This window comes from Pseudobdellovibrionaceae bacterium (genome assembly GCA_015163855.1).
GTDB lineage: Bacteria > Bdellovibrionota > Bdellovibrionia > Bdellovibrionales > UBA1609 > JAAOIH01.
This window is the reverse complement of sequence record JAAOIK010000043.1, coordinates 1-25,736: the sequence shown is the minus strand read 5'-3', so window position 1 is coordinate 25,736 and position 25,736 is coordinate 1. Positions and strand designations below refer to the sequence as shown.

Below are 25,736 nucleotides of genomic sequence, written 5' to 3'. Positions count from 1 at the left end.
TTATGCTATATTTTTTATCAATTATATTTAAGTTTTTTGTTTGTATAAAAAATTATTTATATGACAACAAATATTTAAAAACTTTAAAATTACCCGTACCAGTAATTAGCGTTGGAAATTTATCTATGGGAGGTGCGGGAAAAACCCCACTGGTGGATTACTTAGTAAAATACTTATTAAAAAATAAAAAAGCACCAGCCATTTTATCTAGAGGTTATGGCAGAATATCCAAGGGCATACAATTGGTAAACAGTAGCAAAAAAAATGCTGCGGCATTTTTTGGCGACGAAGCCTACATGTTATATTCTAAACATAATATTCACTATGCTGTGGGAAAAAATCGATGGAAGGCGGGCAAGCACTTATTGAATAAAGAAAGGGCGGATTGTTTTGTTTTAGACGACGCCTTTCAGCACAGAAAAATATTTAGAGACATTAATATTGTTTTACTAGATGTTAGTCAGCCTAAAAATTTTTATCAAGCATTTCCAAAAGGGCGATTAAGAGAAAGTTATTCTTCTTTAAAGCGAGCAGATATTATTTTGTTCACAAAAGTAAATTTAATATCACAAGAAAGGCTAAGCCAGTTTAAAAAAAACCTGAGCCAAAAATTTTGTTTTAAAAATATATTATCTTGCGATGTTGGTTATTACCTTACAGATGTTGTTTCGGGCAACGGCAAAAAAATAGACAAAAGCAAGCCCACAGTTTTACTGTCAGGAATTGCCAACCCTTCTGTGTTTGAAAAAAGTGTAGTAAAACAAAATTTTTTAATACAAAAACATTTTATGTACAAAGACCACTTTCTTTATACAGAAAAGGAGGTTAACTCTGTGCTTGCTTATTGCCTAGAGCACGGTATTAACCAAGTGCTCTGTACCGAAAAAGACTGGCATAAGTTAAAAGAATTTTTAAAATGGAAAGATTTTTTATTTTATATAAAATTAGAAGTCCAATTTGTAAACAATGAAGATTTATTTTTAAGCAAAGTTAACGGGTTATGAAAAGTTATTTTTTATTTTTTATTTTTTTATATATAAACTTACCTGGAGTTTGCAAGGCAAAGAGTAAAAATTTTTTTTACAAAGAAAAATATGTTTATAGTGTAAAATATTTTAATATCAGCGTGGGCGAAATCCACCTTAATATTACTAAAAAAAGCAAAAAAGAAATTCGCTTTAACATGAGACTGGGTACAAAAAAACAACTAGCTTGGATCTACAGCCTAAACCAATCTCTTTTTGCCGTAATTAGCGGCCAATTTTTACAACTTAGGGAATGGAAAAATACTAAAGTAGTAAAGAAAAAAAGCACTTACGAGCATATACGATTGCTGCCACCTACAAGATTTTTTAAAAAAACACAGCTAGTTAATTTTAATAAAAAAAAAGTAGCCATTAATAAAAAATTGTTGTCCTTGAAGGCCAGCAAAAGCGTTCACAGTTTATGGACAGCCCCCTGGTATATTGCCGCCAAACCTTGGAAAAAGAAAAAAACCGAAAGCATATACCTTTTATATAAAAAAAAAATAGTTGCAGCTAAAATTAAGGCATTAAGCGTAAAAGAAGTTTTAGTTATAAATAAAAAAATAAAAGTACAAAAATTTTCTGTTTATTCAGACAAAGAAAAAGCAATATCTTTAAAGGTATGGGTTGGCCGATATAAAAAAAATAATATAGTTAGTAGATTTAGCTTTAAGTTAAAGCGCGGGCATTTACAGGCAAAATTAAAATCTTATAAAAAAGAGCAATTATAATGCAGGCGTGTATAACTAGTTACATTCAATTTTTAAAACAGGGAAAAGTTATTGCTTTTCCCACAGATACTGTTTGGGGGTTAAGCGTCGATGCCTGTAACACGCAGGCTGTGGACAACTTAGTTCGTATAAAAAACAGACCTGCAGATAAAAGGTTTAGCGTACTAATTCCCTCTGTAAAAAGCCTTAGTGAACATGCTACTTTGTCGAACTTTGAAAAAAATGTAGTTAAAGAAGTTTGGCCAGGTTCGTTTAGCATAGTATGCAAGGCTAAAAATTTTGGTTGGGCTAGTCGATTAGGTTCTTTAGATGGCACTGTTGCTTTTCGCTGTATTAATAATGACTTTGTTGAAAAATTATTAAATCAATGGGAGGGTGTGCTGATTACCACAAGCGCTAATGTTAGTGGGTCTTCAATTTGTAATGAAGCAAGCAGCATAAGAAAATTAAATGCAGACATTAAAATTTGTTCGCATTTTAATAATTTTTTGCAAAAACTACATATTCCAAGTACTGTGATTAAAGTGAAAGAGGATAAAATTAAAGTTTTAAGAAAATCTTATCAATATAAATTACTCGCTAATATTGCTTTTCAAAACCAGTGGGTTTTAGAGGCTTAGTAAAATGAAAATTTTCTCTAATTATGACAATATAGATTTTACCTCTTGTGTAGTAAGTGTTGGTAATTTTGATGGCGTCCACATTGCGCACCAAGCGTTATTAAAAACTTTATTAAACAGACAAAAACAGTATAAAGTTCCCAGCGTAGTTATAAGCTTTGACCCTCACCCTGTAAATTTTTTTACAAAAAAAGAAGTCCGTTTATTCTCAACGCAAGATTTAGCCAAGCAGTTAAAAAAATTAGGCATCGATTATTTAATTCTGTTAAAATTTGATCAGCTATTAGCTTCTTTAAGCGCAAAAGATTTTTTAAACATAAAACTACTACCTCTTAGACCAAAGGCTATAGTAGTTGGTGAAGATTTTTGTTTTGGCCACAAAGCCTTGGGAACAACCTCCACATTAAAAACTTGGTGTTTGTCTAGGGGTATTGAGTTAGAGATTTTTTCTGATGTTTATTGGGATGGCAGCAAAGTTTCTAGCTCAAGATTGCGCGCTTGTTATAAGGCAAAGCAATGGAAAGAGTTAGAGGCATTATTAGGTCGCCCTATGCCTAAATAGAAAGAGGTAAAATAGGCCTTAGTCTGGGGAAAGTTACTTTAGTTTTTATCTTGTACCTCCGTTTATATAACAGAGGTACTTATGTCATCTAATAAAAACATAGCATTACAATTAGGCGAGGAAATTAGCTCGGATAATAATGCCAAACAAGGTAGTTTAAAAACTACTAAGCCTCAGGGTTTTAGGTTTGAAAACTTGGTGGGGCTAGGTATTCTTTCTGGCTTTATTAAAAAAAAGCCAAAAGCTCTTGAACAAATAAAACTTTTTTTAAAAAAATACCATAACATTAATTTTGTTAAACTTACCGCTTTTGCTATTAAACCAGAGTTAATAAAACTTATTCCCGAAGCTACTTATATTAAATACCAAGTGGTACCTGTGGAAAAAATAGGAAGTATGTTAGTGGTAGCCGCTGTGGATTTATTACCAGAGAAAATAAAATCTTCGATAGCATACACATCAGGGATGAAGGTAAGTATAATTTTATGCGAAGGGGCAGAGCTTACTTCTTATGGGCAAAAGTTATACGGATCGACCATTGTTAACAAATCTTCTACAGCCACATTAGAAGCAGAGGGAAAGAGTTTGGCTTTAGACAATGCCGAATCTATAGAGCTGGACTTAAAAGTAGATAGTAACGCTAGCGAAAGTGCGGTTATTAAATTTATTAGTGACATAATACAAGTAGCAATCATGGAAAATGTTTCAGATATTCATTTCGAAGTATATGAAAAAATTTTTAGAGTTCGTTACCGCAAAGATGGAGTGCTTTTAGAGAAAGTACGGCCACCTAAAAGTATTGCTTTGGCTGCGGTAAGCAGGCTTAAAATTATTTCTGGTATGGATATTTCTGAAAAGCGAAAACCGCAAGATGGTCGTCTAAAAGCAAAAAGTGAAAATGGCAAAGTGGTGGATTTTAGGGTTAGTGCATTGCCTACGCTTTTTGGTGAAAAAATTGTGTTGCGTTTATTAGACAAAACTAATTTGCAAGTAGATATGACTAAATTGGGGTTCATTCCAAGCCAGTTAGAACAATTTCAAAAGGCTGTTGCAAAGCCACAAGGGATTGTTTTGGTAACAGGTCCCACAGGAAGTGGTAAAACTACAACGCTATACTCTGCTGTGCAGACCTTAAACACAGAAGAAAAAAATATTTCCACAGCGGAAAACCCAGTGGAATTTAATTTTGAAGGAATTAATCAGGTACAGGTTAACCCAGCCATTGGGTTTAATTTTTCTGATGCACTAAGGGCTTTTTTAAGACAAGATCCAGAAATTATTATGATAGGGGAGATTCGTGATTTAGAAACAGCAGAAATTGCTTATAAAGCTTCTTCCACAGGACATTTAGTTTTGTCCACCTTGCACACTAACGATGCCCCTTCTTCGGTTAGCAGATTGTTAGACATGGGTATTCCTGGTTATATCGTTGCAGATTCTACTTCTGTAATTGTTGCCCAAAGGTTAGTAAGAACTAACTGCAAATTTTGCTTAGTTGCGGAAGAAGTTAATGAGCAAGTGCTATTAAGCGTTGGCGTAAAAGAAAAAAATTTAAATCAATTTAAAAATTTAAAAAAAGGCAGAGGTTGTGTTCGCTGTAATCAAACGGGTTTTTCAGGAAGAAGTGCCGTTTTTGAAGTTTTAGAATTTACCAGTGTTTTAAAAAAAGCTTTAATTGAAGGGGTTAAAGGGGATGCATTTAAAAAAATAGCTTTAGCAGAGGGTTTTATAAGTCTTAGGCAACATGCTTTAGAAAAGCTAGCTAAGGGAATTACTACGGTGAGGGAAGTGCTTAGAGTTACTATTGGGGATGACGAGGAGAGTATGTAGTGGGTACAGAATTAGCTTTAAAAGATTTATTGTTAAAAGTATTAGAAACAGGTGCTTCGGATTTGCATTTATCTGCAGGAGAAAAGCCGAGCGTTCGCATAGAAGGTCAAATCTCTTCTTTAGGCCAAATGCCTGTTTTGAGTTCTGATGAAATTAGAGCTTTATGTTACTCACTATTGTCAGAAAAGCAGCAAGCTCTTTTTGAAGAAAACAAAAATTTAGATTTTAGTTTTGGTGTTAAAAACTTGGCTCGCTTTCGTGTTAATCTTTTTTTTCAAAAAGCTCAGGTGGGAGCAGTGATGAGGACAATTCCTCATGTTATTCCTGATCAAAGTTTGTTAGGCTTACCACTGTCTATAAATAGTTTGGTGAACATACCTAGCGGATTAGTTTTAATATCTGGCCCCACGGGAAGTGGAAAAAGCACTACCATTGCTACTTTAATTGATAAAATTAATAAAGAACAGGCAAAGCATATTGTTACGGTAGAAGACCCCATTGAGTTTTACCATTTTTCTCAACAAAGCATTGTCACTCAAAGAGAGGTGGGTTCGGATGTTGATGATTTTTCTTCTGCCTTAAAATATGCTTTAAGACAAGACCCCGATGTATGCTTAATTGGAGAGTTAAGAGATTTAGAAACTGTAGAAATGGGGCTAAGACTTGCGGAAACTGGACATTTAGTATTTTCCACTATTCATGCAGGTAGTGCTGTAGATAGCCTTATTAGACTTATTGATTCTTTTCCGAGTAATGCACAAAATAAAGTGCGCACACAGCTAAGTTTTGTTTTAAAGGCTGTAGTTAATCAGCAGCTGGTTATAGATGTTTCGGGAAAAAATACAATGGCCACAGAAATGTTATTTATGAACGATGGTATTAAAAATTTGCTTCGAGAAAATAAGTTACATCAAATTTACTCTTTAATGCAGTTGGGCCAGACAGAAACCAAAATGCATACTATGAATCAGTCACTATTGCGCTTAGTTCAAAGAGGAAAATTAGACATGCAACGAGCGCTATACTACTCCCCTAATAAAAAAGAATTACAAAGTTTATTATTAAAAGCTGTGGCTTAAGGCGTGTGCTGTATAAAGCTATATAACAAGGAAGTAAAAGTATGAACTTCAATCAAGGTAGAAAAAACTCAGCAAAGACGAACTTTGTGCAAAGCAAAGAGCGGGGCAAAAACAAAAAAGGGTTAAACTTTAATATAGGTTTAGACATAAAGCCCAAAGATTTGCAAATTATTGTTCGTCAGTTATCTATTTTAATTGATGCGGGAGTTCCCTTATCAGAAGGTTTAGGAACGCTTTCTCGCTCTGGGCGTAGCCAAGATTTATCCGATATAATTAAAAAAGTAAAATTGTCTATTGATAGAGGAAAAACTTTTTCAGCATCTTTGGCAGAGCACCCAAAAGTTTTTGATTCTATTTTTGTAAATTTGATAAAGGCTGGTGAAGAAGGTGGAGTTTTAGCTAAAGTTCTACGCAACCACGCAGTGTTTTTAGAAAAATCTCTTAAAATGCAGTCTGCGGTAAAGGGGGCAATGGTATATCCTATTGCCATTTTGTGTGTAGCCGGAATAGCTATTACGGCTATTTTAATTTTTGTGATTCCCACCTTTGCTAGTATGTTTGCTGGTATGGGGAAAGATTTGCCAGCCCTTACTCAGATGGTATTAGATTTTAGTGGGCTTATACGCACAAAAGGACATCTGCTTATTTTGGGGATGGTTGCCATTGGTATAATGATAAAAAGCTTAATGAATAACCAGTCATCTAAAAAACAAATAGATGCGATTGTTTTAGAGATACCTGTTTTAGGAAATTTTTTAACCAAGGCTATTGTTGCTAAAAGTTTTCGTATATTGTCGGTTTTATTAGAGGCAGGTGTGGATATTCTTAGAGGGTTAGAGATAGCTTCAAGCCTAGTAAACAATAGTATAATTAAAAAAATTTTTACAGATGCCCAAAAAAACATTACAGCCGGAAAGCCGCTTTATTCTGCATTTGAAAACAGCCCTTATTTAGACATTATGGTAGTAGACATGATGAAAACCGGTGAAGGTACAGGCCGGCTAGATTATATGTTAGGAAAGATTTGTGATTTTTATGATGACGAATTAGAAATTGCATCCGAAACAATGTTAAAAATGATTGAACCAATTTTGCTAGTTGTGCTGGGTGGAATTGTAGGTTTCTTGGTAGTGGCTATGTATCTGCCGATTTTTGGTATGGCAGGGGGAGCTGGGTAAATATTATGAAGCTTGTGTCGTCAGAGATCACATTTAAAAACCGCCACTTAAATTTACAAAATTTATCTACTACATCGTTATTTATTTTAGATATCGTTATTTTTCTTTCTTTGCAGTTTTATCGTTTTGTTCACCCTCTTTATTTAAATGAGAGTGCCAATGCATTGATTTATTACAGTTTAATTGGTTCGGCCACACTGCACTTGCTTTACTTGTTTTTAGAAAAAAAATCATTTTTTCCAGTTTTGCTGGTAGGAAAGTTTTTAGCTATATTTTTATGTTTTTATAGCGGACTATTGCCAAATAGCATTTTTTTAGTATCAGCAAGTTTATATATTTCTTGTGTGGGAATATTATATGGCTTTTCTTCTGCCGTATTATTTGGAACTTTGGTTTCTTTTCTGTTAGGAGCAAACATTGCGCTAAAAAATATTGCAGAGCCCGCTGTGCTGTGGGGACAATTTGTATTTAGCCATATTTTATTTTTTGTAACTGCTTATTTATCTCCTTTTGTTATTAAAAAAATTCAAAAAACTCAAGAAAAATTAGAAAAAAGAACAAAAGATGTTTTAGCATTAAAAAATTTAAACGAGCTAATAGTTGATAATATTCAAGCAGGCCTGCTAACTATTAATTCCGCTTTGGTTATTCAAGCAGCTAATAAACAGGCTAAAAAACTTTTAAATTGCCAGTCCTTAGAAGCTCGCGACCTATTGGCATTTTTTCCAGAGATTACACGCAAAATAAATTTGCTTTTTGTTACGCCACCTTTGGGTAAAAAAATGTTTTCTTGTGTTTTTGAAGAAAAGCATAATGAAAGGAGTTTTGAAGTTTTAATTTCAACTATGGCTGACGACCTTCTTAAAACCAAAATATACACTTTGTTGATACAGGACATAACAGAAAAAAAACAAAAAGAGGTGTTAGATCGCCAAAAAGAAAAGTTAGCAATAGTTGGTAGTTTGGCAGCGAGTATTGCGCATGAAATTCGTAACCCTTTAGCCGGAATTAGTGGCAGCGTACAAATGCTGCAGGTCTCTAAAAATTTAGAATCTACCGAGTCTAAAGAATTATTTTCCATTATTTCTAAAGAGGTTGGACGATTAAATAATTTAATCACAGAGTTTTTAGATTATAGCGTAGAAAAACCCTTAGTAGTTTCTTCTATTAATGTATCAGAGCTCATTAAAGAAATTTTACAACTATTAACTTTTGATAAAAATTATAGTTCTAAAATTGAACAAAAGCTAAGTTTGTCGTCCTCTATATTTATAGAAGGTGATGTGCAAAGGATTAAGCAGTCTTTGCTAAACTTTTTTATTAATGCTTATCAGGCTATGCAAGAAACAGCTAACCCGCGGTTATCTGTAAAAACATATTTTGAAAATTCTTATGCAGTTATAGATATTGAAGATAATGGTTGTGGCATGCAAGAAAAGGATCGGCTAAAAATTTTCGAACCCTTCTTTACTAAAAAACCTAATGGAACAGGCCTGGGGCTAGCTACAAGCTATAATATTTTGCGACAACATAATTGTGATGTACTTGTAGAAACAGAAGTAAATAAAGGAACACGCTTTAGTTTAAAATTTCCAATATTTAAATATTCATCACCTCAACACGAGCGTATGAAGGTAGCATAATTGTAAAAAACTAAGCAATGGAGAGCGAAGGTATGAAAAAAAGAAAAATTTTAGTTGTAGATGACGAATCTTCCATAAGAGATTTTTTAAACATTATGCTAACTAAAGAGGGCTATGATGTTGTTTGTGCAGAAGATGGTGCGCAAGCTCTATCGGTGTATAGAAAGCAATCTTTTGATATGGTAATTTCTGATTTACAAATGCCTAACATGACGGGGTTAGAATTATTAAAGCAATTGGTTAAAGAAAATAGTTCTGTGTTATTTATGGTAATTACCGCTTTTGGAAGTATGGAAACGGCTATTGAGGCTATGAAGCTTGGAGCCTACGATTATTTAACCAAGCCTTTTAATATTGAAGAGGTTCAGATAAATTTAAAAAAAGCCTTTAGTGCGAAAGATTTAGAAGTAGAAAATCGTTTTTTAAGAAGGGAAGTTCAGCAAGAGTATAGTTTTGATAATTGCATTGGTGACTCAGAGCCTATGCATCAGGTTTTTGACTTAATAAAAAAAGTATCTCCTTCGCAATCTAATATTTTAATTATAGGAGAAAGTGGAACAGGTAAAGAGGTAGTTGCTAGAGCAATTCACAACAATAGCCTTGTTAGTAGGGCCGCATTTGTTCCTGTAAACTGCGGAGCTATCCCTTCAGAGTTAATAGAGTCAGAGTTTTTTGGTCATAGAAAAGGCGCTTTTACAGGTGCAGTTTCTGATAAAGAGGGGTTGTTTGAGGCAGCCTCTGGAGGAACGCTGTTTTTAGATGAGGTGGGCGAATTACCCCTAGAAATGCAGGCGAAATTATTAAGAGTGCTGCAAGAAAAAGAAATTCGCAAAGTAGGGTCTACAGAAAATATAAAGGTAGATGTCAGAATTTTATCTGCTACGAATAGAGATTTGCTAGAAATGGTAAAGACAGGAGCTTTTCGTGAAGATTTATTTTATAGAATTAATGTGATTGAAGTATCGCTTCCTCCTCTGCGTAGCCGAGGTGATGATGTTATTTTATTGGCAAACTATGCGTTAAAAAAGTTTGCAAAGAAATTTGATAAGTCAGTGTCACAGCTAAGTGCCGAGGCAGCGGAAAAATTAAAAAAGTACCGCTATCCGGGAAATGTAAGAGAATTAGAAAATATTATTGAACGCATTATTGCAATAGAATCAGAGCCCATTATTTTGCCAGAGCACTTACCACCTTTATTATTAGAATTAAGCCAACCAGAGCAACTAAACGTTTTAAAAAATTTCCAATTTACTAGTAAAGGAATTTTTTTAGATAAAGTTTTAGATGAACTAGAAAAGGAACTTTTAGTTAAAGCATTACATTTGTCTAATGGAGTAAAAAAAGTAGCGGCCAAGCTATTAAACATTACCTTTCGCTCGATGCGCTATAGATTAGAGAAGCATCTTTTAGAAAAAGACGAAAAAGACGAAAAAGAATTAGGCACTGCTAGCTAATAAAAAGTAATTACCAGTGAGGGCATTATCTTTATTAGAGGTTGGCCAGTTATTAAAAAAACTTAACTCACTAAAAGGCTCTAGAGTTCAAAATCTTTCTTATCAAGGCAACCAACTTTTGTTAGAGCTATGGAGTTCGGCCTTAAAAAAACAATACCTTTTTTTTGACATTAACAAGATTAGTCCACTGTGTTTTGATTTTGCTGATAAACCAAGGCTGGACAGCAATGTGTTTAAAAGCCCTGTGGGATTATTTTGCAAGAGTCATTTAAAAGGAAAAAAATTAAGTGCTATTGCTATGCCTTTTAGTTCTAGGCGTATTTTGCAATTTAATTTTGAATCTTTTTTGTTAGAGTTTTGCATGATTCCCCATTTTGCAAATATAGAAGTTAGCTATGACGATAAATCTTTGTGTTGGTACAAAGTAAAGAAAGAAGGCGAAGATAGTTGCTCGACAGATATAACAAGCTCTAGAGGTCTGTTGAATATAAAAAAAGAGTGGTTAGATAGTCGGCAGGTGCAGCGTGACAGCAAAGAAAAGAGTAAAAATAAACAAAATGCATTGATCCATTTTTTTTCTAATAAAACAAAGCGAACTCAGCGCGCCTTGCTAAAAAATGAAAAAGACATTGAAGGTAGATTAAGAGCTGGGGCTATGGCCAAAGAAATAGCCTTTAAGCTTCGCACCACTAGCAGTTTAACAAATTTAAGCAGCGATCAAATTATCCATATTAAAGAAAAGCAATCTTGGGCATGGAATATGGACGATCAATTTAGTAAATATAAAAAAATAACACACAAATTAAAGCAAACGCAAAAGCGACAAAAAGATTTACAAAAAGATTTAGATACTTTAGTCACTTTAATAGAAACGCCTTTTTTAAAAAATTTAAATATAGTCATCGATATTTCGTTACTTAAAAAGTGTAAGGTCGAAAAAATCCCTCAACTATTATTAGGGGGAGAGCCTTCTTATGAGCTTGCTTTTAAAAAAGGAGTTTTTAAAAAGTTTATACCAGCGCAGGGGCAAAAACCTTCTTTGGAAAAAACCGTTTTATTTCCAGGTGTAGCGAAACGAAGTTTGTTGCTAGATTCGGGGGTTGCCGTAGTTGCGGGTAAAAATGCAAAAGCCAATGTGGACTTATTAAGACAGGCTAGACCATGGCATATATGGGTTCATTTAAGGGATTATCCTTCTAGCCATGCTATTATTTTAACCACAAAGGCTCAAAAAATCACAGATAAAGAAATTATAATGGTCGGGAGATGGCTTGCAGAGTTTAGCTTAAAAAAGGGTCATTTGGCTGAAATTAAATTAGATGCAATGTATACGCAATGCCGTTTTGTAAAAAGCATTAAGGGCGACTCTTTAGGCAGAGTGTCATATAAAAATGAAAAAACTATTTTACTTTGATATTGTTCGAATATTGTGAGATTTTTCCTTCACCCTTTTAGAAGGAGGGTGATTTTACACAATAAAGCAAAGGAGTTTTTTTATGTTAGAGGTGAAAGGCTTAAATAAAAAATACGGCTCTGTTCATGCGGTTAAAGATTTATCTTTTAAATTAGAAAAAGGAGAGCGATTAGGCTTTTTAGGGTCTAATGGAGCTGGAAAAACCACAACCATGCAAATTATTGCAGGGGCATTGGCGCCGAGCTCTGGCGTGGTAACTGTGGGAGGCTATGATGTTTTTGAAAACCCACAAGAAGTAAAAAAGCAAATAGGCTACTTGCCCGAAATTCCTCCCGTGTATGAAGATATGCGTGTTTTGGATTACTTAAAATATGTTGCGCAGTTAAAGGGAATTACAAAAGCCAGCCTAGCTTTAGAGACCGAGGAAGTTATTGGAAAAACACACTTAGAGTCTGTTGCTGGCCGCTATATTCAACATTTATCAAAAGGATTTCGACAAAGGGTGGGCTTGGCTCAAGCTTTATTGGGCAACCCCCCGTTGTTAATTTTAGACGAGCCTACGGTAGGCTTAGACCCTCAGCAAATTATAGAAATCCGCGAATTGATTCAAAACTTAAAGGGGCATAGTGTTTTATTGTCTTCTCATATTTTAAGTGAAGTTCAAAATATTTGTACTAAAGCAATTATCATTAAAGAGGGGCAAATTGTTTTAGAAGATAACATTCAAGATTTAATTCATAAAGGTAGTTCTAGCGTTGTGTCTTTGCGTTTGTCGGGATTTACTGCACAAATAGAAACACAACTATTAAATTTACCTTATGTAAATCATTGTTCGCACAAAAATAATAAAACCGAAGTTCATTTAAAAAATGCTAGTAACGAGTTGTTAATAGAGCTTTCTAAATTTTTGGTTAACTCGAAAGTAGGGCTTATCGAACAAAGTTTGCAAGACTTAAAGTTAGAAAATATTTTTATAGAATTAACAAAGTAGGAGAAGAAAATGAAAAAAATTTTAGTTATAGCTAAAAAAGATTTTAAGTCTTTGGTTTGCTCTGCCCCTATGTGGATAATAGTCACTTTATGCTCGGCTATATGGAGTTATTTATATTTAAGAGAGCTAAGTACTTTTGTGCAGCGAAGTGCTTTTACAAGTGGAGGACCTATGGGAGGTGCGGGCTCTTTAAATATTTATTACGAAGTGTTTGCAAAGCACATCTCGTTATCTAATATAATTTTTTTATTTTTAATTCCTGCAATAACTATGAAATTGTTATCGGAAGAAAGAAAGCAGAAAACTTATAATTTACTTTTAACAGTTCCTGTTAGCTCGCTAGCTATTGCTGTCGGTAAGTTTTTAGCAGGCTTTGGGGCGGCTTTAGTTTTGGTTTTTGTTTCTGCATTATACCCTTTGGGAACAGGTTTGGTTGCCGACTTTAGTTATTCTATTTTGTTTTCCGCTTACTTAGGATTATCTCTTATTGTGGGCGCCTATGTAGCGGTGGGTTTACTGGCCTCTTCATTAACACAGTCACCATTGTTGAGTGTAATGATGGGGGTAATTTTAAATTTAAGCATCCTAATTGTTTTAGGTCAGGCCGACTTTTTATCTAACTACCCCGTGCTGCAGTCTATGGTAGAGTATTTATCTATCGGAAACCACTTTATCACATTTATGAAGGGTTTATTACAAATTAAGGCGATAGTATATTTTTTAAGCTTCATTAGTTTTTTTATTTTTTTAACAAACAGGGTGATTGAATCATCTCGCTGGAGGTAGTTATGAGTCGCTTAGGAAAAGTATTACTTATTGTCGCTGGTTTATCTGTTTTATTGTTAGCTATTACTCGCTTTATCTTGGGAGGTTGGCTAAATTTTATGTTTTTCCCCTTGGGTATTTTTTTAGTTAGTTCTACCGTTGGTTTTTTGGTAGATGTAAAATTTTATTTTGAATTTTTAACAACGAAAACCACAAAAAACGGACTTAATATGTTCAGTGCTGTTTTGCTGTTCTTTGTTAGTTTGTCTTTTGTAAATTACCTGGCGGTACAATACTCAACATCGTGGGATTTAACTCAAGGAAAAATTAACTCTGTTTCAAAAGAAACAGTGGCTGTATTAAATTCTTTAAAAAAGCCTATTCGATTTAAAATTTTTTATCGAGGAGAAAAAGACAAGCCTAGTAAGGTAGAAATTATTAATCAATTAAATATGTATAAGCAGGCGAGCACAAACATTTCCGTTGAATCTATCGATGCTTATGTAGATAATATTTCGGCCAAAGAATATTTAAAAGACATTGCACAAATGAAGACGGCAGTAGTGTTTGCAGAATATTTAAAAAAGAAAGTAAAAATAAAAGCTCCCTTAGATGAAGAAAAAATCACGAAAGCTATTGTAAAATTAACGCGTAATAAAACATCTACCATCTACTTTATTACTGGTCATAGCGAGCGATCTTTGTCAGGAACAGGCTTAAACGGTCTTAGTAATTTTAAATTAGCTTTAGAAGACTTTTCCTTTAAAGCAAAAGAATTAAACTTAATAAAAAGTTTAGCCATTCCCGATGACGCCGATGCCATAGCCATTATAGGTTCTCGAGGAGCATTTTTAGCTCAAGAGCTAGACTTGTTATTAGGTTTTCTTAAAAAAGGGGGAAGTCTTTTTCTTGCTATAGACCCAGGGACTAAGCATAACTTAGCCTTACTTACTAAAAGCTTAGGGGTGGAGTTTAAAAATAATTATACTATGAACAACAGGCTGCAGGTTAAAGGAAGAGGTAGGGCAGGAGCTTTGGGGCTAATTTTTTCTAAGACGAGTTCTATTACTAAAGATTTTGAAGGCCAGCAGTTTATGCTTTTAGATTTAGCTAGTGAGTTGGTGCCAGCACCTTTAAGGGAAGAGCACCTAAAAGTAAAATTTTTGGTACAAAGCGCGCCCAACAGCTATTCTGTTAATGAATTGTCAGAAAAAGCTATTAAAGAAGCCTCTTTAAAAGAGCGAGGAATTATTCTTGGAGTCAGTGTGGAAGGAAGCATTTTGCCTATAAAAAAAGCAAAAACAAAGGCTAAGAAATTTTTAGGGGTAATTTTTGGGGATAGTGACTTTCTTTCTAATAAGGATTGGGGTATTAATTTAAACAGCAGAGTGGCTTTAAACAGTTTAGAATTTTTATTAAAAGAAGACAGCTTAATTAATATTAAGCCCAAAAAACCAAAGGGAACTAAGGTGACTTTAACTAGTTCTGACTCGAAAATATTAATAGTTTTTGGTATTTTTATACCTCTTTTATCCTTAATTTTAGCAACAGTGCTTTGGTTTCGTCGCAGAAATGCTTAAAGGTGATAGCTTATGAAGTGGTTTAAAAAAAATGGCATTTTATTAAGTGTATTTTTAATTTTAGGCTTGTTTAGTTTTTTTGAATTTCAAAAAACTAAAACCATTGCGAATAAAAAACAAAAATCTGGAAAACTGTTTTCTAACATTAGTAAAAGATCTATTTCGGGCATAAACTTTTATTTACAATCACAATTAGACTACAAGTTAACAAGAAAAAAAAAGAAGTGGTTTGTTACAAAGGCCAATGTTCAGGATAAAGCAGACCCTGTGGTTACCAGTATCTTTTTAAGACAGCTTTTTACTACTCAAAAAGAAAAAATTACTAGCCCTAAAAATCTAGTTAATTATCAATTGGACTCTCCAAAAAGAAAAATAGTTTTTTATGATGCTAATAATAAAAAAATACAGCAGCTATTTTTAGGGGCAAAGTCTTTTGACAAAAGACGCTTTGTTTTGCTTGGCGAAAAAAAAGATTTATTTTTAGCTAGCTCGCATTTAAATTTTATTACAGAAAAAACTTTTTCTTTATTTAGACTTAAAAAATTATTTTTCTTAAAAGGAAGTTTTGACAAAATAATTATTAAAAAGAAAGGCCGCAGGATTGTTTTATATAAAAAAAACAATTTGTGGAAGGGGGCGTTAAATTCTTTTAAAAATAATTTGATAAATTTAGATGAAAAAAAAGTAGATGAATTTATTTCTACCATTAAGCATTTAGAGGCAAAAACATTTATCAAAGAAAACAGCAAAAAATCTAAAAAACTTTTACAACAATACAAATTATTAAACCCAGAACTTGTTTTGTCTGTTTTTTTAAAAGCTAAGAAAATTTGGACCATCGCAATAGCGCAAGATAGAAAAAAGTCACTTACCTATGCTAAAACCTCTGAAAGAAGCACTATTTATAGTCTTTTTAAAAAGGACTACAAGTCTTTGTCAGTATCTTTAGACAATATAAGAGACCGATCTTCTGTTTTTAAAATAAACACAAATAGTGTAGATGCTATTTTTTATCAAAGGGGTAAGCGAAAAAGAAGCGCTTGGCATTTGTTAAAAGGGCAGTGGTTTTTTTCAAAACAAAAGCCGTGGGAAAAGAAAAAAGTGGAGCATTTATTTTCCTCTATTGCGCAGTTAAAAGTAGTTAAGTTTATACCTAAAAAAACTATAAAAAAGCCAATGGTTTTAGAGAGCTTATCTTTTACTAGTAAAAATAAGCCTGTAGCAAGCATACAGGTGCGTGGTTACATAAGCTCGCAAAAGAAAAATAATTTAAAAGATTTAGTGCTTTTAGATTTAAAAAATTCGCAAGAATATTTTACTGTCTCGTCTTTAAAGTGGAAGGCTTTAACAAAAGCTTTTTTATTAAAGTCTAAAAAGCAGAAAAAAAAATAAGGTTGTAACTTGGCACTTTTTAACTCTTGTAAGGCAAAATCTCCCTCAAGGGTAGATCTATCTGGTGGCACTTTGGACTGTTGGCCATTGTATTTATATTTTTTACCAGTGAGCACTATAAATATATCGATTGATATTTACACAAAGGTAGAGTTGGTTTTACAAAAAAAGGGCATCAGTATCGAGTTGCCCGACTTAAATAAAGCCTATTGTTTTTCCTCTTTAGCCGAGTGTTTAGAAAGCAAAGAAGAGCACCTATCTTTGGTACAAGCTCAGTTAATGTTTTGGAAACCAAAGCCCAGCACTTGCTTTAAACTCATTGTTCAATCCGAAAGCCCTATTGGGGCAGGGCTTGGGGCTAGCTCTAGTTTGTGCATTAGTTTAATAAAAGTATTTAAAGAGTTAGCTAAGCATAATTTTTGTACTCAGCCACTAGAAGATATTTTAGAAAAAAATGAAGGTGTGCTTTTTAAAAACCAAATAGTAAACCTTGCGGCTAACTTAGAGGCTAAAGTTTTAAAAATGCCAACAGGAACACAAGATTATTTTCCAGCCCTTACGGAGGGTTTGCACATTGTTGATTACGGCCCAAAAGGCTTTGTGGACAATCTTTTAACTGCCCCCTATTTAAATAGCTTAGCCAAGCATTTAGTGTTAGTTTATACAGGTCAACCTCACCATTCGGGAATTAGTAACTGGAAAATTATTAGAGATTATTTAGATGGATCTAAATCGGTAAGTTTGGCACTGCAGGGTTTGGCAGAAGTCTCCCAAGAAATGAAAAAATGTTTTTGTCAGCTAGAAGAAAATTTTTCAAAAAACGAGGATTTTGCTAAAAAGTGGTTTTCTAATATACCAAAATTATTTATTAAAGAGTTGGGCTTAAGAAAGCAATTGAACTCTGGGTTTGTTACTAAAGAAATAGAAAGCTTACGCAGCGTTGCTTTGCAATGGGGCGGTGTAGAAATTAAAGTTTGTGGAGCGGGAGCTGGGGGTTGTGTATTGGTTTGGGTTGATGCAGAGAAAAAAATTTCGTTACAAAAAAAATTAAAAGAACATAAATACAAAGTTTTAGACTTTAATTTTGTTAGTAAATCATAGGAGGTTATAAATGGTATTAGGGTTTATTGTGCTAGCAGGGTTAAGTGTAATAATAATTTTGAGTTTATATTTTCTTTGGAAGAGTAATGTAGAATTAAAAAATAAGTGGAATTTAGATTCTAGTTCGCCGTTTTATAAAGATTTTGTATCTAATATTGATGGGCGCATGAAAGAAGAATTTGTTACTTTAAAGACAGATAACAGAAGCATAGGGTCAGAGAGCCGCAAAGAGTTAAGAGAAATTTTTAAATCCTTTCAAGACTCGTTAGTAAAAATATTATCAGAATCCAGACAAGAATCTAATAAAATGCTGTTAGATAATCGGCAAGATGTTCGAGAGGCAGTAAAAGATCTTAGGATGGTGGTCGACGAGCAGTTAAAAAATATTCGAGAAGATAACAACAAACAAATTACAGAAATGCGAAAAACAGTGGATGAAAAATTACAAAGCACTTTAGAAAAGCGTTTAGGAGAATCTTTTAAACAAGTTAGCGAAAGGTTAGAGCTAGTGCACAAAGGTTTGGGCGAAATGCAAAATATTGCAGTGGGGGTTGGAGATTTAAAAAAAGTTTTATCTAATGTTAAAACTCGAGGTATTTTAGGAGAATATCAGTTGGGTAATATTTTAGAACAAATTTTATCACCGCAACAATACTCTCACAATGTGGCCACTAAAAAAGGTAGCCAAGCTAATGTGGAGTATGCGGTAAAACTACCAGGCCATGAAAAAGGTGCCGAACTTTGGATACCCATTGATTCTAAGTTTCCATTAGAAAGTTATAACAGATTATTATCTGCATATGATGTTGGAGATAAGGCAGCGTTAGAGATAGCAGAAAAAAAACTATTAAAATCCATAGAGCTATTTGCTAAAGAAATTTCAGAAAAATACTTAGACCCACCTCATACTACTAATTTTGCAGTAATGTTTTTGCCAGTGGAGGGTTTGTATGCCGAAGTGCTAAGGCACCCTGGCTTATTTGAAACACTACAAAGAAAACATAATATTACCATAGTGGGGCCCACCACTTTGTCGGCCTTTTTAAACAGTTTGCAAATGGGATACAGAACTTTAGCCTTGCAAAAGCGAAGTAGTGAAGTTTGGAAAGTTTTAGCTTCTGTTAAGGGCGAGTTTGAAAAGTTTAGCGCTCAATTAGCTAAGGTAAATAAACAATTACGCACAGTCAGCGGCTCATTAGAAGAGCTAGAGCATAAAAGAACCAACGCCATGTCTAGGCGTCTTCAGTCGGTAGAAGTATTAGACTCTTTAGATAGTAAAGAGCCATTAGAGATTGCAGTTACGCCTCTTGCTAAAAATACTTAATTGAGTTAGCTTAACTTAAGTAAAAAAGGATTTTAAATGAAGATTTTTTTGGTAACCTTGTTGTTATTACCCCTATCTGTTCAGGCTAATACCTTGTCTAGCGTAAAAAAAAATAAAGTAATTAAGTGTGGAGTTAGTACGGGCTTAACAGGCTTTTCTGCCCCCAACAGTAAGGGCAAGTGGTCTGGGTTGGATGTAGATTTTTGTAAAGCTTTGTCTTCGGCCATTTTTGGCTCTCCTAATAAAGTAAAGTTTGTTCCTTTAAGCGCTCAACAAAGGTTTACCGCTCTTCAGTCGGGAGAAGTTGATGTCTTGTCTAGAAACACCACTAGAAATTTAAGCAGAGAAACTAATTTAGGGTTTAACTTTGCTCCAGTTATGTATTATGACGGGCAAGCCTTTATTGTTAAGAAAAAATCTAAGGCTAAATCTGTTAAAGATTTAAGTGGAGCAACCATTTGTACTCAACAGGGCACTAGTACTGAGCAAAATTTATCGGCATATTTTAGAAAGCATAAATTAAAATTAAAGGTAAAGGTGTTTGAGTCCTTTGAAGAATCTACTAAAACTTTTGTGCAAGGAGCTTGCGACGCTTATACAGCAGATAAATCTAGCCTTGCTACTTTTAGTGTTAAATTTAAATCGGGATTTAAAATTTTGCCAGAAATTATTTCTAAAGAACCCTTAGCTCCAGCGGTTCGCCATGGTGATGATCAGTGGTTAGATATTGTTTCGTGGACGGTTTATGCTTTAATTACTGCAGAGGAGTTGGGTTTAAATTCTAAAAACATTCACAAACACCTAAAATCTAGAGATTTAAATGTTAGAAAATTTGTAGGCGCTACTAAGGGTAACGGAAAAGCTTTGGGCTTAAGCTCTCGTTGGTCTTATAATATTATTAAACAAGTGGGTAATTATAAAGAAATTTTTTCTAGAAATGTTGGGGCAAAATCGATTTTAAAAATTAAAAGAGGCTTAAATAATCTTTGGACAAAGTCTGGCTTAATGTATGCTCCGCCAATGAAATAAGTATTTAGCCCCTGCGTATTAGTTAAAAACAAAAAAAGTATTGTTACAAAATACAGGGACTATAGGTTAAATTTTAGTTTTTAGTTGGGCATAGATATGAAACAAAAAAATATTATTCAAATTATTATTTTGCTGTTTGTCATTGGCACATTAGGTTTTATAGCTTACAGCACACAACAAAAAATTGCCGCTCAAAATATTTCTTCAGGCTTTGGCTTTTTGCAAGAAGAGTCTGGTTTTGAAATTAGCGAAAGCTTAATAGAGTACTCCTCTTTTGACACTTATAAAAAGGCCTTAACCGCAGGTGTGTTAAACACTTTAAAGGTATCTGTCTTAGGTAATTTTTTAGCTCTTATATTAGGGATATTAGTGGGAATTAGCCTTTTAAGTTCCAACATATTGGTAGAAAAAATTTGTCGTAGCTATGTAGAAGTAATGCGAAACACACCGTTGTTGCTGCAATTATTTTTTTGGTACACTCTTATGAGCAGTTTATTACCAGCTCCTCAAGAGGCTTTTTCTTTTGCGGGAGCCTTTTTTTCTAACCGGGGAGTTGCCATTCCTTGGTTTGAGTGGAGTAGTTTTAGTTGGTCTTATCCGCAATTAAAAGCATTTAATTTTGAAGGAGGCCGCACCTTATCCATAGAATTTTCTGCCTTACTTTTTGGTTTAGTAACTTACACTGCAGCTTTTATTGCAGAAATTATTCGTGCGGGCTTGTTAAGTGTTTCTAAAGGGCAATGGGAGGCGGGAAGCACTTTAGGTTTATCGTCTTGGCAAACCATTAAATTAATTATTTTTCCACAAGCCTTGCGAGTGGCTATCCCCCCTTTAACGAGTCAAATATTAAATTTAACAAAAAATAGTTCTTTAGCGGTGGCTATTGCTTATCCCGACTTTGTTTCGGTGGCCAACACCATTATGAATCAAACGGGGCAAGCTTTAGAAGTTATTTTATTAATTCTATTAGTGTATTTAACCTTCTCGTTATTAACTGCTGTTTTTATGAATTGGTATAATAAAAAAATCGCCTTGGTAGAACGGTAATATGGATTTTAAAAATATTAAAAATAATTTATTTAAAGGCTATTTTAATTCTACTGTTAGCGTGTTGCTAATTACTGGGCTACTGTATGTTTTTTATCATTTATTTTTATACTTTATAGTTAATGGAGTTTGGCAAGGAGACGCTGACACTTGTCGGGCGAGTTCTGGGTTTTGTTGGTCGTTTATTAGGGCAAAATTTCAATATATTTTAGTAGGTTTGTATCCCGACGATAAATTGTGGAGACCAGCATTAGCCTTTTTATTATTTGCAGGATTTATTTCTTACATTAAACATCCAAAACATTGGCATGTTAAAAATTTTTCTTACTTTGGAGTAATACTATTACTTTGTGCTTTTTTAATTCGAGGTGGCTTTTTTGGTTTAGCATTAGTCGATAGCGAACAATGGGGAGGCTTACTGTTAACTATTATTGTTTCTGTGTGCGGAGTAGTAGTAGCTTACCCCTTAGGAGTGTTACTGGCCTTAGCTAGAAGAAGCTCTTTGCCTTTATTAAAATACTTATCCATTTTATATATTGAATTTATTCGAGGTATTCCCTTAATCAGTTTATTATTTATGTCTGCAGTGTTGCTTCCATTATTTTTGCCAGAGGGTGTAGAAATTGGAAAACTATTTCGCGCCCAAGTAGCCATGATTATGTTTTTCTCCGCCTACATGGCAGAAATTGTTAGGGGAGGGTTGCAGTCTATTCCCAACGGTCAATACGAAGGTGCCGAAAGTTTAGGCTTAAACTATTACCAAAAAATGCGAAAAGTTGTTTTACCTCAAGCCTTAAAAGTAGTAATCCCTCCCACAGTAAATACTATTATTGGTTTTTTTAAAGACACATCACTATTAGTAATCATCGCTTTATTTGATTTAATGTACACGGCAAAAGCAGCGGTGACTGACCCTAGCTGGGTAGGCTTCAGCGTAGAAGCTTACTTATTTATCGCCGCTATTTATTTTATATTATGTTTTATGATGGGAAAGTACGCTCAATATTTAGAAACTTATTTACAAAGGGAGAGTCTTAGTTAATTCAAGCCCTCGGGCTCTGGCACCCCTTTGGGCTGAGTCGCCAGAGGGTTTGAATTAACTAAGACTCTCCCTTTGTAAATAAAGTTAAGTGGTAAAAAGGAAGGAGTTTTTTATGAGTGATAATATTATTAGTTTAACCGATGTTAATAAGTGGTATGGGGATTTTCATGTTTTAAAGGATGTGAATTTAACCGTTAATGAGGGGGAAATTTTAGTGGTTTGTGGGCCTTCGGGTTCGGGAAAATCGACTATGATTAGATGTCTTAATCGGTTAGAGGAGCATCAAAAGGGAAAAATTGTAGTTTCGGGGACGGAGCTAAATAGTAATGCTAAAAATATTCATCAGATTAGAGAAGAAGTGGGCATGGTGTTTCAGCACTTTAATTTATTTCCGCATTTAACTATTTTGGAAAATTTAACTTTAGGGCCCATTTGGGTAAAGAAAGTTTCTAAGCAAGAAGCAGAAGAAAGGGCGTTGTTTTATTTAGACCGGGTAAAAATAAAAGAGCAAGCCTACAAGTATCCTGGGCAAATTTCTGGAGGACAAAAACAAAGGGTCGCTATTGCTAGGTCGCTGTGTATGCAACCAAAAATTTTATTGTTCGACGAACCTACTTCGGCCCTAGACCCCGAAATGGTAAAAGAAGTTTTAGATATTATGATAGAGCTAACTAAAGAAAATATTACTATGGTTGTAGTAACCCACGAAATGGGCTTTGCAAAAGAGGTGGCAGATCGTGTTATTTTTATGGCTGATGGTAAAATTTTAGAAATGGCAAAGCCCGATGAGTTTTTTAATCACCCCAAACACGAGCAGTTGCAAACCTTTTTGTCTCAAGTTTTATGATTTTAAAAACTTAGTAAACACCTCCGATTAAAAAACCCCTTGCCCCAAAACCAATCGCCCTCTCCCAAAGTCCAGCCAGTTTTAACTTTCTCGCTCTCTACCCGATAAGCCCTCTGAACAGTTAAACAACATAGCAGTGGAGCCCCATCATGGCATTAGTCCCCATAGTCATAGAGCAAACCCCCAAAGGGGAGCGCAGTTATGACATTTATTCTCGCCTTCTTAAAGATAGAATTATTATTTTAGGAAGCCCCGTAACCGACGATGTGGCCAACAGTATTATGGCTCAGTTTTTTTTCCTCGAAATGGACAGTCCCGATAAAGATATTCACTTATACATTAATTCCCCCGGAGGAAGTGTTTCGGCGGGTCTTGGAATTTACGATTTAATGCAATTTATTAAATGCGATGTGGCCACCTATTGCATAGGCCAAGCTGCAAGCATGGGGTCTTTGTTGTTATCTGCAGGAACCAAAGGCAAGCGCCATATTTTGCCTCACTCGCGAGTAATGATACACCAACCCTTAACTGGAGGGGGAGGTATTTCGGGCCAAGCTAGTGATATTGAAATTCAAGCCAAAGAAATGTTAAAAATGAAAAGTACATTAACAGAAATTTATTCTCGTCACACAGGCCAAAGTGTAAAGGTCTTAGAAAAAGCTATGGATCGCGATAATTTTTTATCCGCAAAAGAAGCCTGTGAGTTTGGTTTAGCCGATCATGTTGTGGCTAGCCGAAAATTAGTAAAGGCTGTTTAAAAATATGTTTTATTGTGATACAAAAGTCGGCACGGTATGTGAAGTTATAGCAATAATAGAAAAATTAAAAAAGGCAGATTAATGAGTAATAAATATTCTTGTAGCTTTTGTAATAAATCACAATCCGAAGTTAAAAAGTTAATTCAAGGTAATGGTGTTTATATTTGCGACTCCTGTGTCGATTTATGCAGTGACATTATCGTAGAAGAAGCTTTTGCTAAGGGTGAAAATGGTGAAAAAAAAGCAGAAGAGTTACATGTTCCTAACCCTACGGAAATTAAAGCTCACTTAGATGAATATATTATTGGGCAAGCTCAAGCAAAAAAAATATTATCTGTAGCTATTCACAATCATTACAAAAGAATTATGCAACCCAGCCTTGCAAAGTTATCAGATGTAAATAAAGAAGTGGAACTTGAAAAAAGTAATGTGCTTTTGGTTGGCCCCACAGGTAGTGGTAAAACCCTACTTGCAAAAAGTATTGCCAAAATGCTTAATGTTCCTTTTGCCATTGCCGATGCCACGGTTTTAACCGAAGCCGGATATGTGGGTGAAGATGTGGAAAACATTATTTTATCTTTACTTCAAGAGGCCAACTATGATGTTGAAAAAGCTCAACAAGGTATTATTTATATTGACGAAATAGATAAAATTACTCGCAAGGCAGAAAATGTTTCTGTTACTAGAGATGTTAGTGGTGAAGGAGTGCAGCAGTCTTTATTAAAAATTATAGAAGGAACAGTGGCAAATGTTCCTCCCAAGGGAGGCCGTAAGCACCCTCAGCAAGATTTAATTGCCGTAGACACTTCTAATATTTTATTTATTGTTGGAGGGGCATTTGTAGGATTAGAACAACTTATTGCTCGCCGTGTAAGTAGTCATTCTTTAGGTATTGCAGCAGAGATAAAAACTAAGGCAGATAAAGCTAAAGCAGACGCAGAAATTTTTAATCACTTAGAGCCTAGAGATTTAATTCAATATGGTTTAATTCCCGAATTTATTAGTAGATTGCCAGCCATTACTTATTTAGAACCTTTAAGCGAAGAGGCACTGGTGCGCGTTTTAACAGAGCCAAAAAATGCTTTGGTAAAACAATACAAACACTTATTTGCCTTAGACAATATAAAGCTAGAATTTACCGAAGAGGCTTTGTTGTCCATTGCAAAATTAGCATCTACTAGAAAAACAGGTGCCCGAGGTTTAAGAGGAGTTTTAGAAAATAAAATGTTAGACATCATGTACAAAGCTCCTTCAGAAAAAGATTTAGAAGGTTGTGTAATAACCAAAGAAGTTATTACAGAAGGTTCTGAGCCAAAACTATCTTACAAGAAAAAAAACTTACTAAAGAAAAAAGCCTAAATGCACTTTTCTTTTTAGATAAAAGTCCGTATTTATATTAACAATTAATTTCTTTTATCAAAGGCGCGCTCTTTTATTAAAAGAAGCCGTCTTAATAAATAAAATTTTGTTTTGGCTAGACAAAGGTGCGAAGTTAGTTGCATAAAAAATCTTAGCTTTTATCCTTAAGAAAAGGGAGAAAGCATGAGTGATAAAAAAAACACAAAGCAGTTAGAGGGACAAGAACCTAAGGGCAAAAAAAATGCTCTTAAAAAAGTTCAGGCATTACCTTTAGTTCCCTTGCGTGATTTAATTATTTTTCCCAACATGATGGTGCAGCTTTTTGTAAGCCGTGAAAAAAGTATTGCCGCTTTAGAAGAGGCAGTAAAAGTTTCTTCAGAAATTATTTTAGTTACACAAAAAGAGGCAACCTCTAATAACATTTCTTTAGATAATATTTATTCTGCGGGAGTGGTGGCTTCGTTAGTTCAGTTATTAAGAATGCCCGACGGTATTGTAAAAGTATTAGTAGAGGGAAAAAGGCGTGTTATTCTTTCTGACATTCACGATGGAGAAGATTTTTTTACAGCAGATTTTTCTGAGAATAAAGAATTTTCTAGTAACGAAAAAGAGTTAGATGCTTTATGTAGAGCAGCTAAAACCGCTTTTGAAGCTTATGCAAGGTTACATAAGCAAGTTTCTCCAGCGAGTTTAATGAGAGTGTCTTCTATTGAAGACCCAGCAAAGTTGTCGGATGTGATAGCGGGTCAGGTAAATTTAAAATTAGACTTTAAACAAGAGCTTCTATCTTTATTTGATATTAACAAGCGCTTAGAATATTTAGTAGAGCGAGTGCAGGGCGAAATTGATGTGCTAGAGGCAGAAAAGCGTATTCGCGCAAGAGTAAAAAACCAAGTTAAAAAATCACAAAAAGAATATTACCTAAATGAACAAATGCAAGCCATTCAAAAAGAATTAAATGACGG

General features: G+C 34.3%; 23 protein-coding genes. All 23 read left to right on the top strand.

Features of this window, described 5'->3' with window-relative positions; all coding sequences use genetic code 11:
* Positions 1-2: 2 nt before the first annotated feature.
* Positions 3-1,004 (top strand): tetraacyldisaccharide 4'-kinase, encoded by a 1,002-nt coding sequence (gene lpxK, locus HAW63_05365; GenBank protein ID MBE8163398.1) that lies wholly within the window; start codon positions 3-5, stop codon positions 1,002-1,004.
* On the top strand, positions 1,001-1,756 hold the full coding sequence (locus HAW63_05360; protein ID MBE8163397.1) for a DUF3108 domain-containing protein: 756 nt from the start codon (positions 1,001-1,003) through the stop codon (positions 1,754-1,756). Before lpxK ends, HAW63_05360 begins: the two co-directional genes overlap by 4 nt.
* Positions 1,756-2,376, top strand: coding sequence for an L-threonylcarbamoyladenylate synthase (locus HAW63_05355; GenBank protein ID MBE8163396.1), 621 nt, complete (start codon positions 1,756-1,758; stop codon positions 2,374-2,376). The genes HAW63_05360 and HAW63_05355 overlap by 1 nt, the downstream gene beginning before the upstream one ends.
* A gap of 4 nt (positions 2,377-2,380) precedes the next feature.
* Positions 2,381-2,938 (top strand): hypothetical protein, encoded by a 558-nt coding sequence (locus tag HAW63_05350; protein MBE8163395.1) that lies wholly within the window; start codon positions 2,381-2,383, stop codon positions 2,936-2,938.
* An 81-nt stretch (positions 2,939-3,019) separates the two neighbouring features.
* The gene (gene tadA, locus HAW63_05345; protein MBE8163394.1) at positions 3,020-4,768 is read left to right on the top strand and encodes a Flp pilus assembly complex ATPase component TadA; all 1,749 of its coding nucleotides are present in this window, start codon (positions 3,020-3,022) and stop codon (positions 4,766-4,768) included.
* On the top strand, positions 4,768-5,847 hold the full coding sequence (locus HAW63_05340) for a PilT/PilU family type 4a pilus ATPase (protein ID MBE8163393.1): 1,080 nt from the start codon (positions 4,768-4,770) through the stop codon (positions 5,845-5,847). Before tadA ends, HAW63_05340 begins: the two co-directional genes overlap by 1 nt.
* Positions 5,848-5,888: 41 nt before the next feature.
* Positions 5,889-7,025 carry a type II secretion system F family protein gene (locus HAW63_05335; GenBank protein ID MBE8163392.1) on the top strand — a complete coding sequence of 379 codons (1,137 nt, stop codon included), beginning with the start codon at positions 5,889-5,891 and terminating at the stop codon, positions 7,023-7,025.
* A 5-nt stretch (positions 7,026-7,030) separates the two neighbouring features.
* Positions 7,031-8,668: a hypothetical protein gene (locus tag HAW63_05330; GenBank protein ID MBE8163391.1), complete on the top strand. Its 1,638-nt coding sequence runs from the start codon at positions 7,031-7,033 to the stop codon at positions 8,666-8,668.
* 32 nt (positions 8,669-8,700) lie between these two features.
* On the top strand, positions 8,701-10,122 hold the full coding sequence (locus HAW63_05325; protein ID MBE8163390.1) for a sigma-54-dependent Fis family transcriptional regulator: 1,422 nt from the start codon (positions 8,701-8,703) through the stop codon (positions 10,120-10,122).
* Positions 10,123-10,138: 16 nt separating this feature from the next.
* Positions 10,139-11,536, top strand: a complete 1,398-nt coding sequence (locus tag HAW63_05320) for a hypothetical protein (protein ID MBE8163389.1) — start codon at positions 10,139-10,141, stop codon at positions 11,534-11,536.
* An 82-nt stretch (positions 11,537-11,618) separates the two neighbouring features.
* Positions 11,619-12,527, top strand: coding sequence for an ABC transporter ATP-binding protein (locus HAW63_05315; GenBank protein MBE8163388.1), 909 nt, complete (start codon positions 11,619-11,621; stop codon positions 12,525-12,527).
* A gap of 9 nt (positions 12,528-12,536) precedes the next feature.
* Positions 12,537-13,313: an ABC transporter permease subunit gene (locus tag HAW63_05310; protein ID MBE8163387.1), complete on the top strand. Its 777-nt coding sequence runs from the start codon at positions 12,537-12,539 to the stop codon at positions 13,311-13,313.
* A gap of 2 nt (positions 13,314-13,315) precedes the next feature.
* The gene (locus HAW63_05305; GenBank protein MBE8163386.1) at positions 13,316-14,872 is read left to right on the top strand and encodes a hypothetical protein; all 1,557 of its coding nucleotides are present in this window, start codon (positions 13,316-13,318) and stop codon (positions 14,870-14,872) included.
* A 12-nt stretch (positions 14,873-14,884) separates the two neighbouring features.
* Positions 14,885-16,264 carry a DUF4340 domain-containing protein gene (locus HAW63_05300; GenBank protein MBE8163385.1) on the top strand — a complete coding sequence of 460 codons (1,380 nt, stop codon included), beginning with the start codon at positions 14,885-14,887 and terminating at the stop codon, positions 16,262-16,264.
* 108 nt (positions 16,265-16,372) lie between these two features.
* A complete protein-coding gene (locus HAW63_05295) occupies positions 16,373-17,365 on the top strand; it encodes a hypothetical protein (GenBank protein MBE8163384.1) in 993 nt (330 codons plus the stop codon).
* A 10-nt stretch (positions 17,366-17,375) separates the two neighbouring features.
* A complete protein-coding gene (gene rmuC / locus HAW63_05290) occupies positions 17,376-18,689 on the top strand; it encodes a DNA recombination protein RmuC (GenBank protein MBE8163383.1) in 1,314 nt (437 codons plus the stop codon).
* A gap of 36 nt (positions 18,690-18,725) precedes the next feature.
* The gene (locus tag HAW63_05285) at positions 18,726-19,718 is read left to right on the top strand and encodes an amino acid ABC transporter substrate-binding protein (GenBank protein MBE8163382.1); all 993 of its coding nucleotides are present in this window, start codon (positions 18,726-18,728) and stop codon (positions 19,716-19,718) included.
* A gap of 96 nt (positions 19,719-19,814) precedes the next feature.
* Positions 19,815-20,765: an ABC transporter permease subunit gene (locus HAW63_05280; GenBank protein ID MBE8163381.1), complete on the top strand. Its 951-nt coding sequence runs from the start codon at positions 19,815-19,817 to the stop codon at positions 20,763-20,765.
* Position 20,766: 1 nt separating this feature from the next.
* Positions 20,767-21,807 (top strand): amino acid ABC transporter permease, encoded by a 1,041-nt coding sequence (locus HAW63_05275; protein ID MBE8163380.1) that lies wholly within the window; start codon positions 20,767-20,769, stop codon positions 21,805-21,807.
* A 112-nt stretch (positions 21,808-21,919) separates the two neighbouring features.
* The gene (locus HAW63_05270; GenBank protein ID MBE8163379.1) at positions 21,920-22,654 is read left to right on the top strand and encodes an amino acid ABC transporter ATP-binding protein; all 735 of its coding nucleotides are present in this window, start codon (positions 21,920-21,922) and stop codon (positions 22,652-22,654) included.
* 149 nt (positions 22,655-22,803) lie between these two features.
* Entirely contained in the window at positions 22,804-23,412 is a 609-nt protein-coding gene (locus HAW63_05265; GenBank protein MBE8163378.1) for an ATP-dependent Clp protease proteolytic subunit, read from the top strand.
* An 81-nt stretch (positions 23,413-23,493) separates the two neighbouring features.
* Entirely contained in the window at positions 23,494-24,771 is a 1,278-nt protein-coding gene (gene clpX / locus HAW63_05260; GenBank protein ID MBE8163377.1) for an ATP-dependent Clp protease ATP-binding subunit ClpX, read from the top strand.
* 183 nt (positions 24,772-24,954) lie between these two features.
* On the top strand, positions 24,955-25,736 hold a 782-nt coding region (locus HAW63_05255), incomplete at its 3' end, for an endopeptidase La (protein ID MBE8163376.1).

What these genes read in the sequence shown, in the direction of transcription:
- lpxK (MBE8163398.1), top strand. Translation starts at nt 3, where the DNA reads ATGCTATATTTTTTATCAATTATATTTAAGTTTTTTGTTTGTATAAAA.
- HAW63_05335 (MBE8163392.1), top strand. Translation starts at nt 5,889, where the DNA reads ATGAACTTCAATCAAGGTAGAAAAAACTCAGCAAAGACGAACTTTGTG.
- HAW63_05265 (MBE8163378.1), top strand. Translation starts at nt 22,804, where the DNA reads ATGGCATTAGTCCCCATAGTCATAGAGCAAACCCCCAAAGGGGAGCGC.
- HAW63_05300 (MBE8163385.1), top strand. Translation starts at nt 14,885, where the DNA reads ATGAAGTGGTTTAAAAAAAATGGCATTTTATTAAGTGTATTTTTAATT.
- HAW63_05325 (MBE8163390.1), top strand. Translation starts at nt 8,701, where the DNA reads ATGAAAAAAAGAAAAATTTTAGTTGTAGATGACGAATCTTCCATAAGA.
- tadA (MBE8163394.1), top strand. Translation starts at nt 3,020, where the DNA reads ATGTCATCTAATAAAAACATAGCATTACAATTAGGCGAGGAAATTAGC.
- HAW63_05310 (MBE8163387.1), top strand. Translation starts at nt 12,537, where the DNA reads ATGAAAAAAATTTTAGTTATAGCTAAAAAAGATTTTAAGTCTTTGGTT.
- HAW63_05350 (MBE8163395.1), top strand. Translation starts at nt 2,381, where the DNA reads ATGAAAATTTTCTCTAATTATGACAATATAGATTTTACCTCTTGTGTA.
- rmuC (MBE8163383.1), top strand. Translation starts at nt 17,376, where the DNA reads ATGGTATTAGGGTTTATTGTGCTAGCAGGGTTAAGTGTAATAATAATT.
- HAW63_05355 (MBE8163396.1), top strand. Translation starts at nt 1,756, where the DNA reads ATGCAGGCGTGTATAACTAGTTACATTCAATTTTTAAAACAGGGAAAA.
- HAW63_05270 (MBE8163379.1), top strand. Translation starts at nt 21,920, where the DNA reads ATGAGTGATAATATTATTAGTTTAACCGATGTTAATAAGTGGTATGGG.
- HAW63_05360 (MBE8163397.1), top strand. Translation starts at nt 1,001, where the DNA reads ATGAAAAGTTATTTTTTATTTTTTATTTTTTTATATATAAACTTACCT.
- HAW63_05315 (MBE8163388.1), top strand. Translation starts at nt 11,619, where the DNA reads ATGTTAGAGGTGAAAGGCTTAAATAAAAAATACGGCTCTGTTCATGCG.
- HAW63_05280 (MBE8163381.1), top strand. Translation starts at nt 19,815, where the DNA reads ATGAAACAAAAAAATATTATTCAAATTATTATTTTGCTGTTTGTCATT.
- HAW63_05305 (MBE8163386.1), top strand. Translation starts at nt 13,316, where the DNA reads ATGAGTCGCTTAGGAAAAGTATTACTTATTGTCGCTGGTTTATCTGTT.
- HAW63_05330 (MBE8163391.1), top strand. Translation starts at nt 7,031, where the DNA reads ATGAAGCTTGTGTCGTCAGAGATCACATTTAAAAACCGCCACTTAAAT.
- clpX (MBE8163377.1), top strand. Translation starts at nt 23,494, where the DNA reads ATGAGTAATAAATATTCTTGTAGCTTTTGTAATAAATCACAATCCGAA.
- HAW63_05285 (MBE8163382.1), top strand. Translation starts at nt 18,726, where the DNA reads ATGAAGATTTTTTTGGTAACCTTGTTGTTATTACCCCTATCTGTTCAG.
- HAW63_05275 (MBE8163380.1), top strand. Translation starts at nt 20,767, where the DNA reads ATGGATTTTAAAAATATTAAAAATAATTTATTTAAAGGCTATTTTAAT.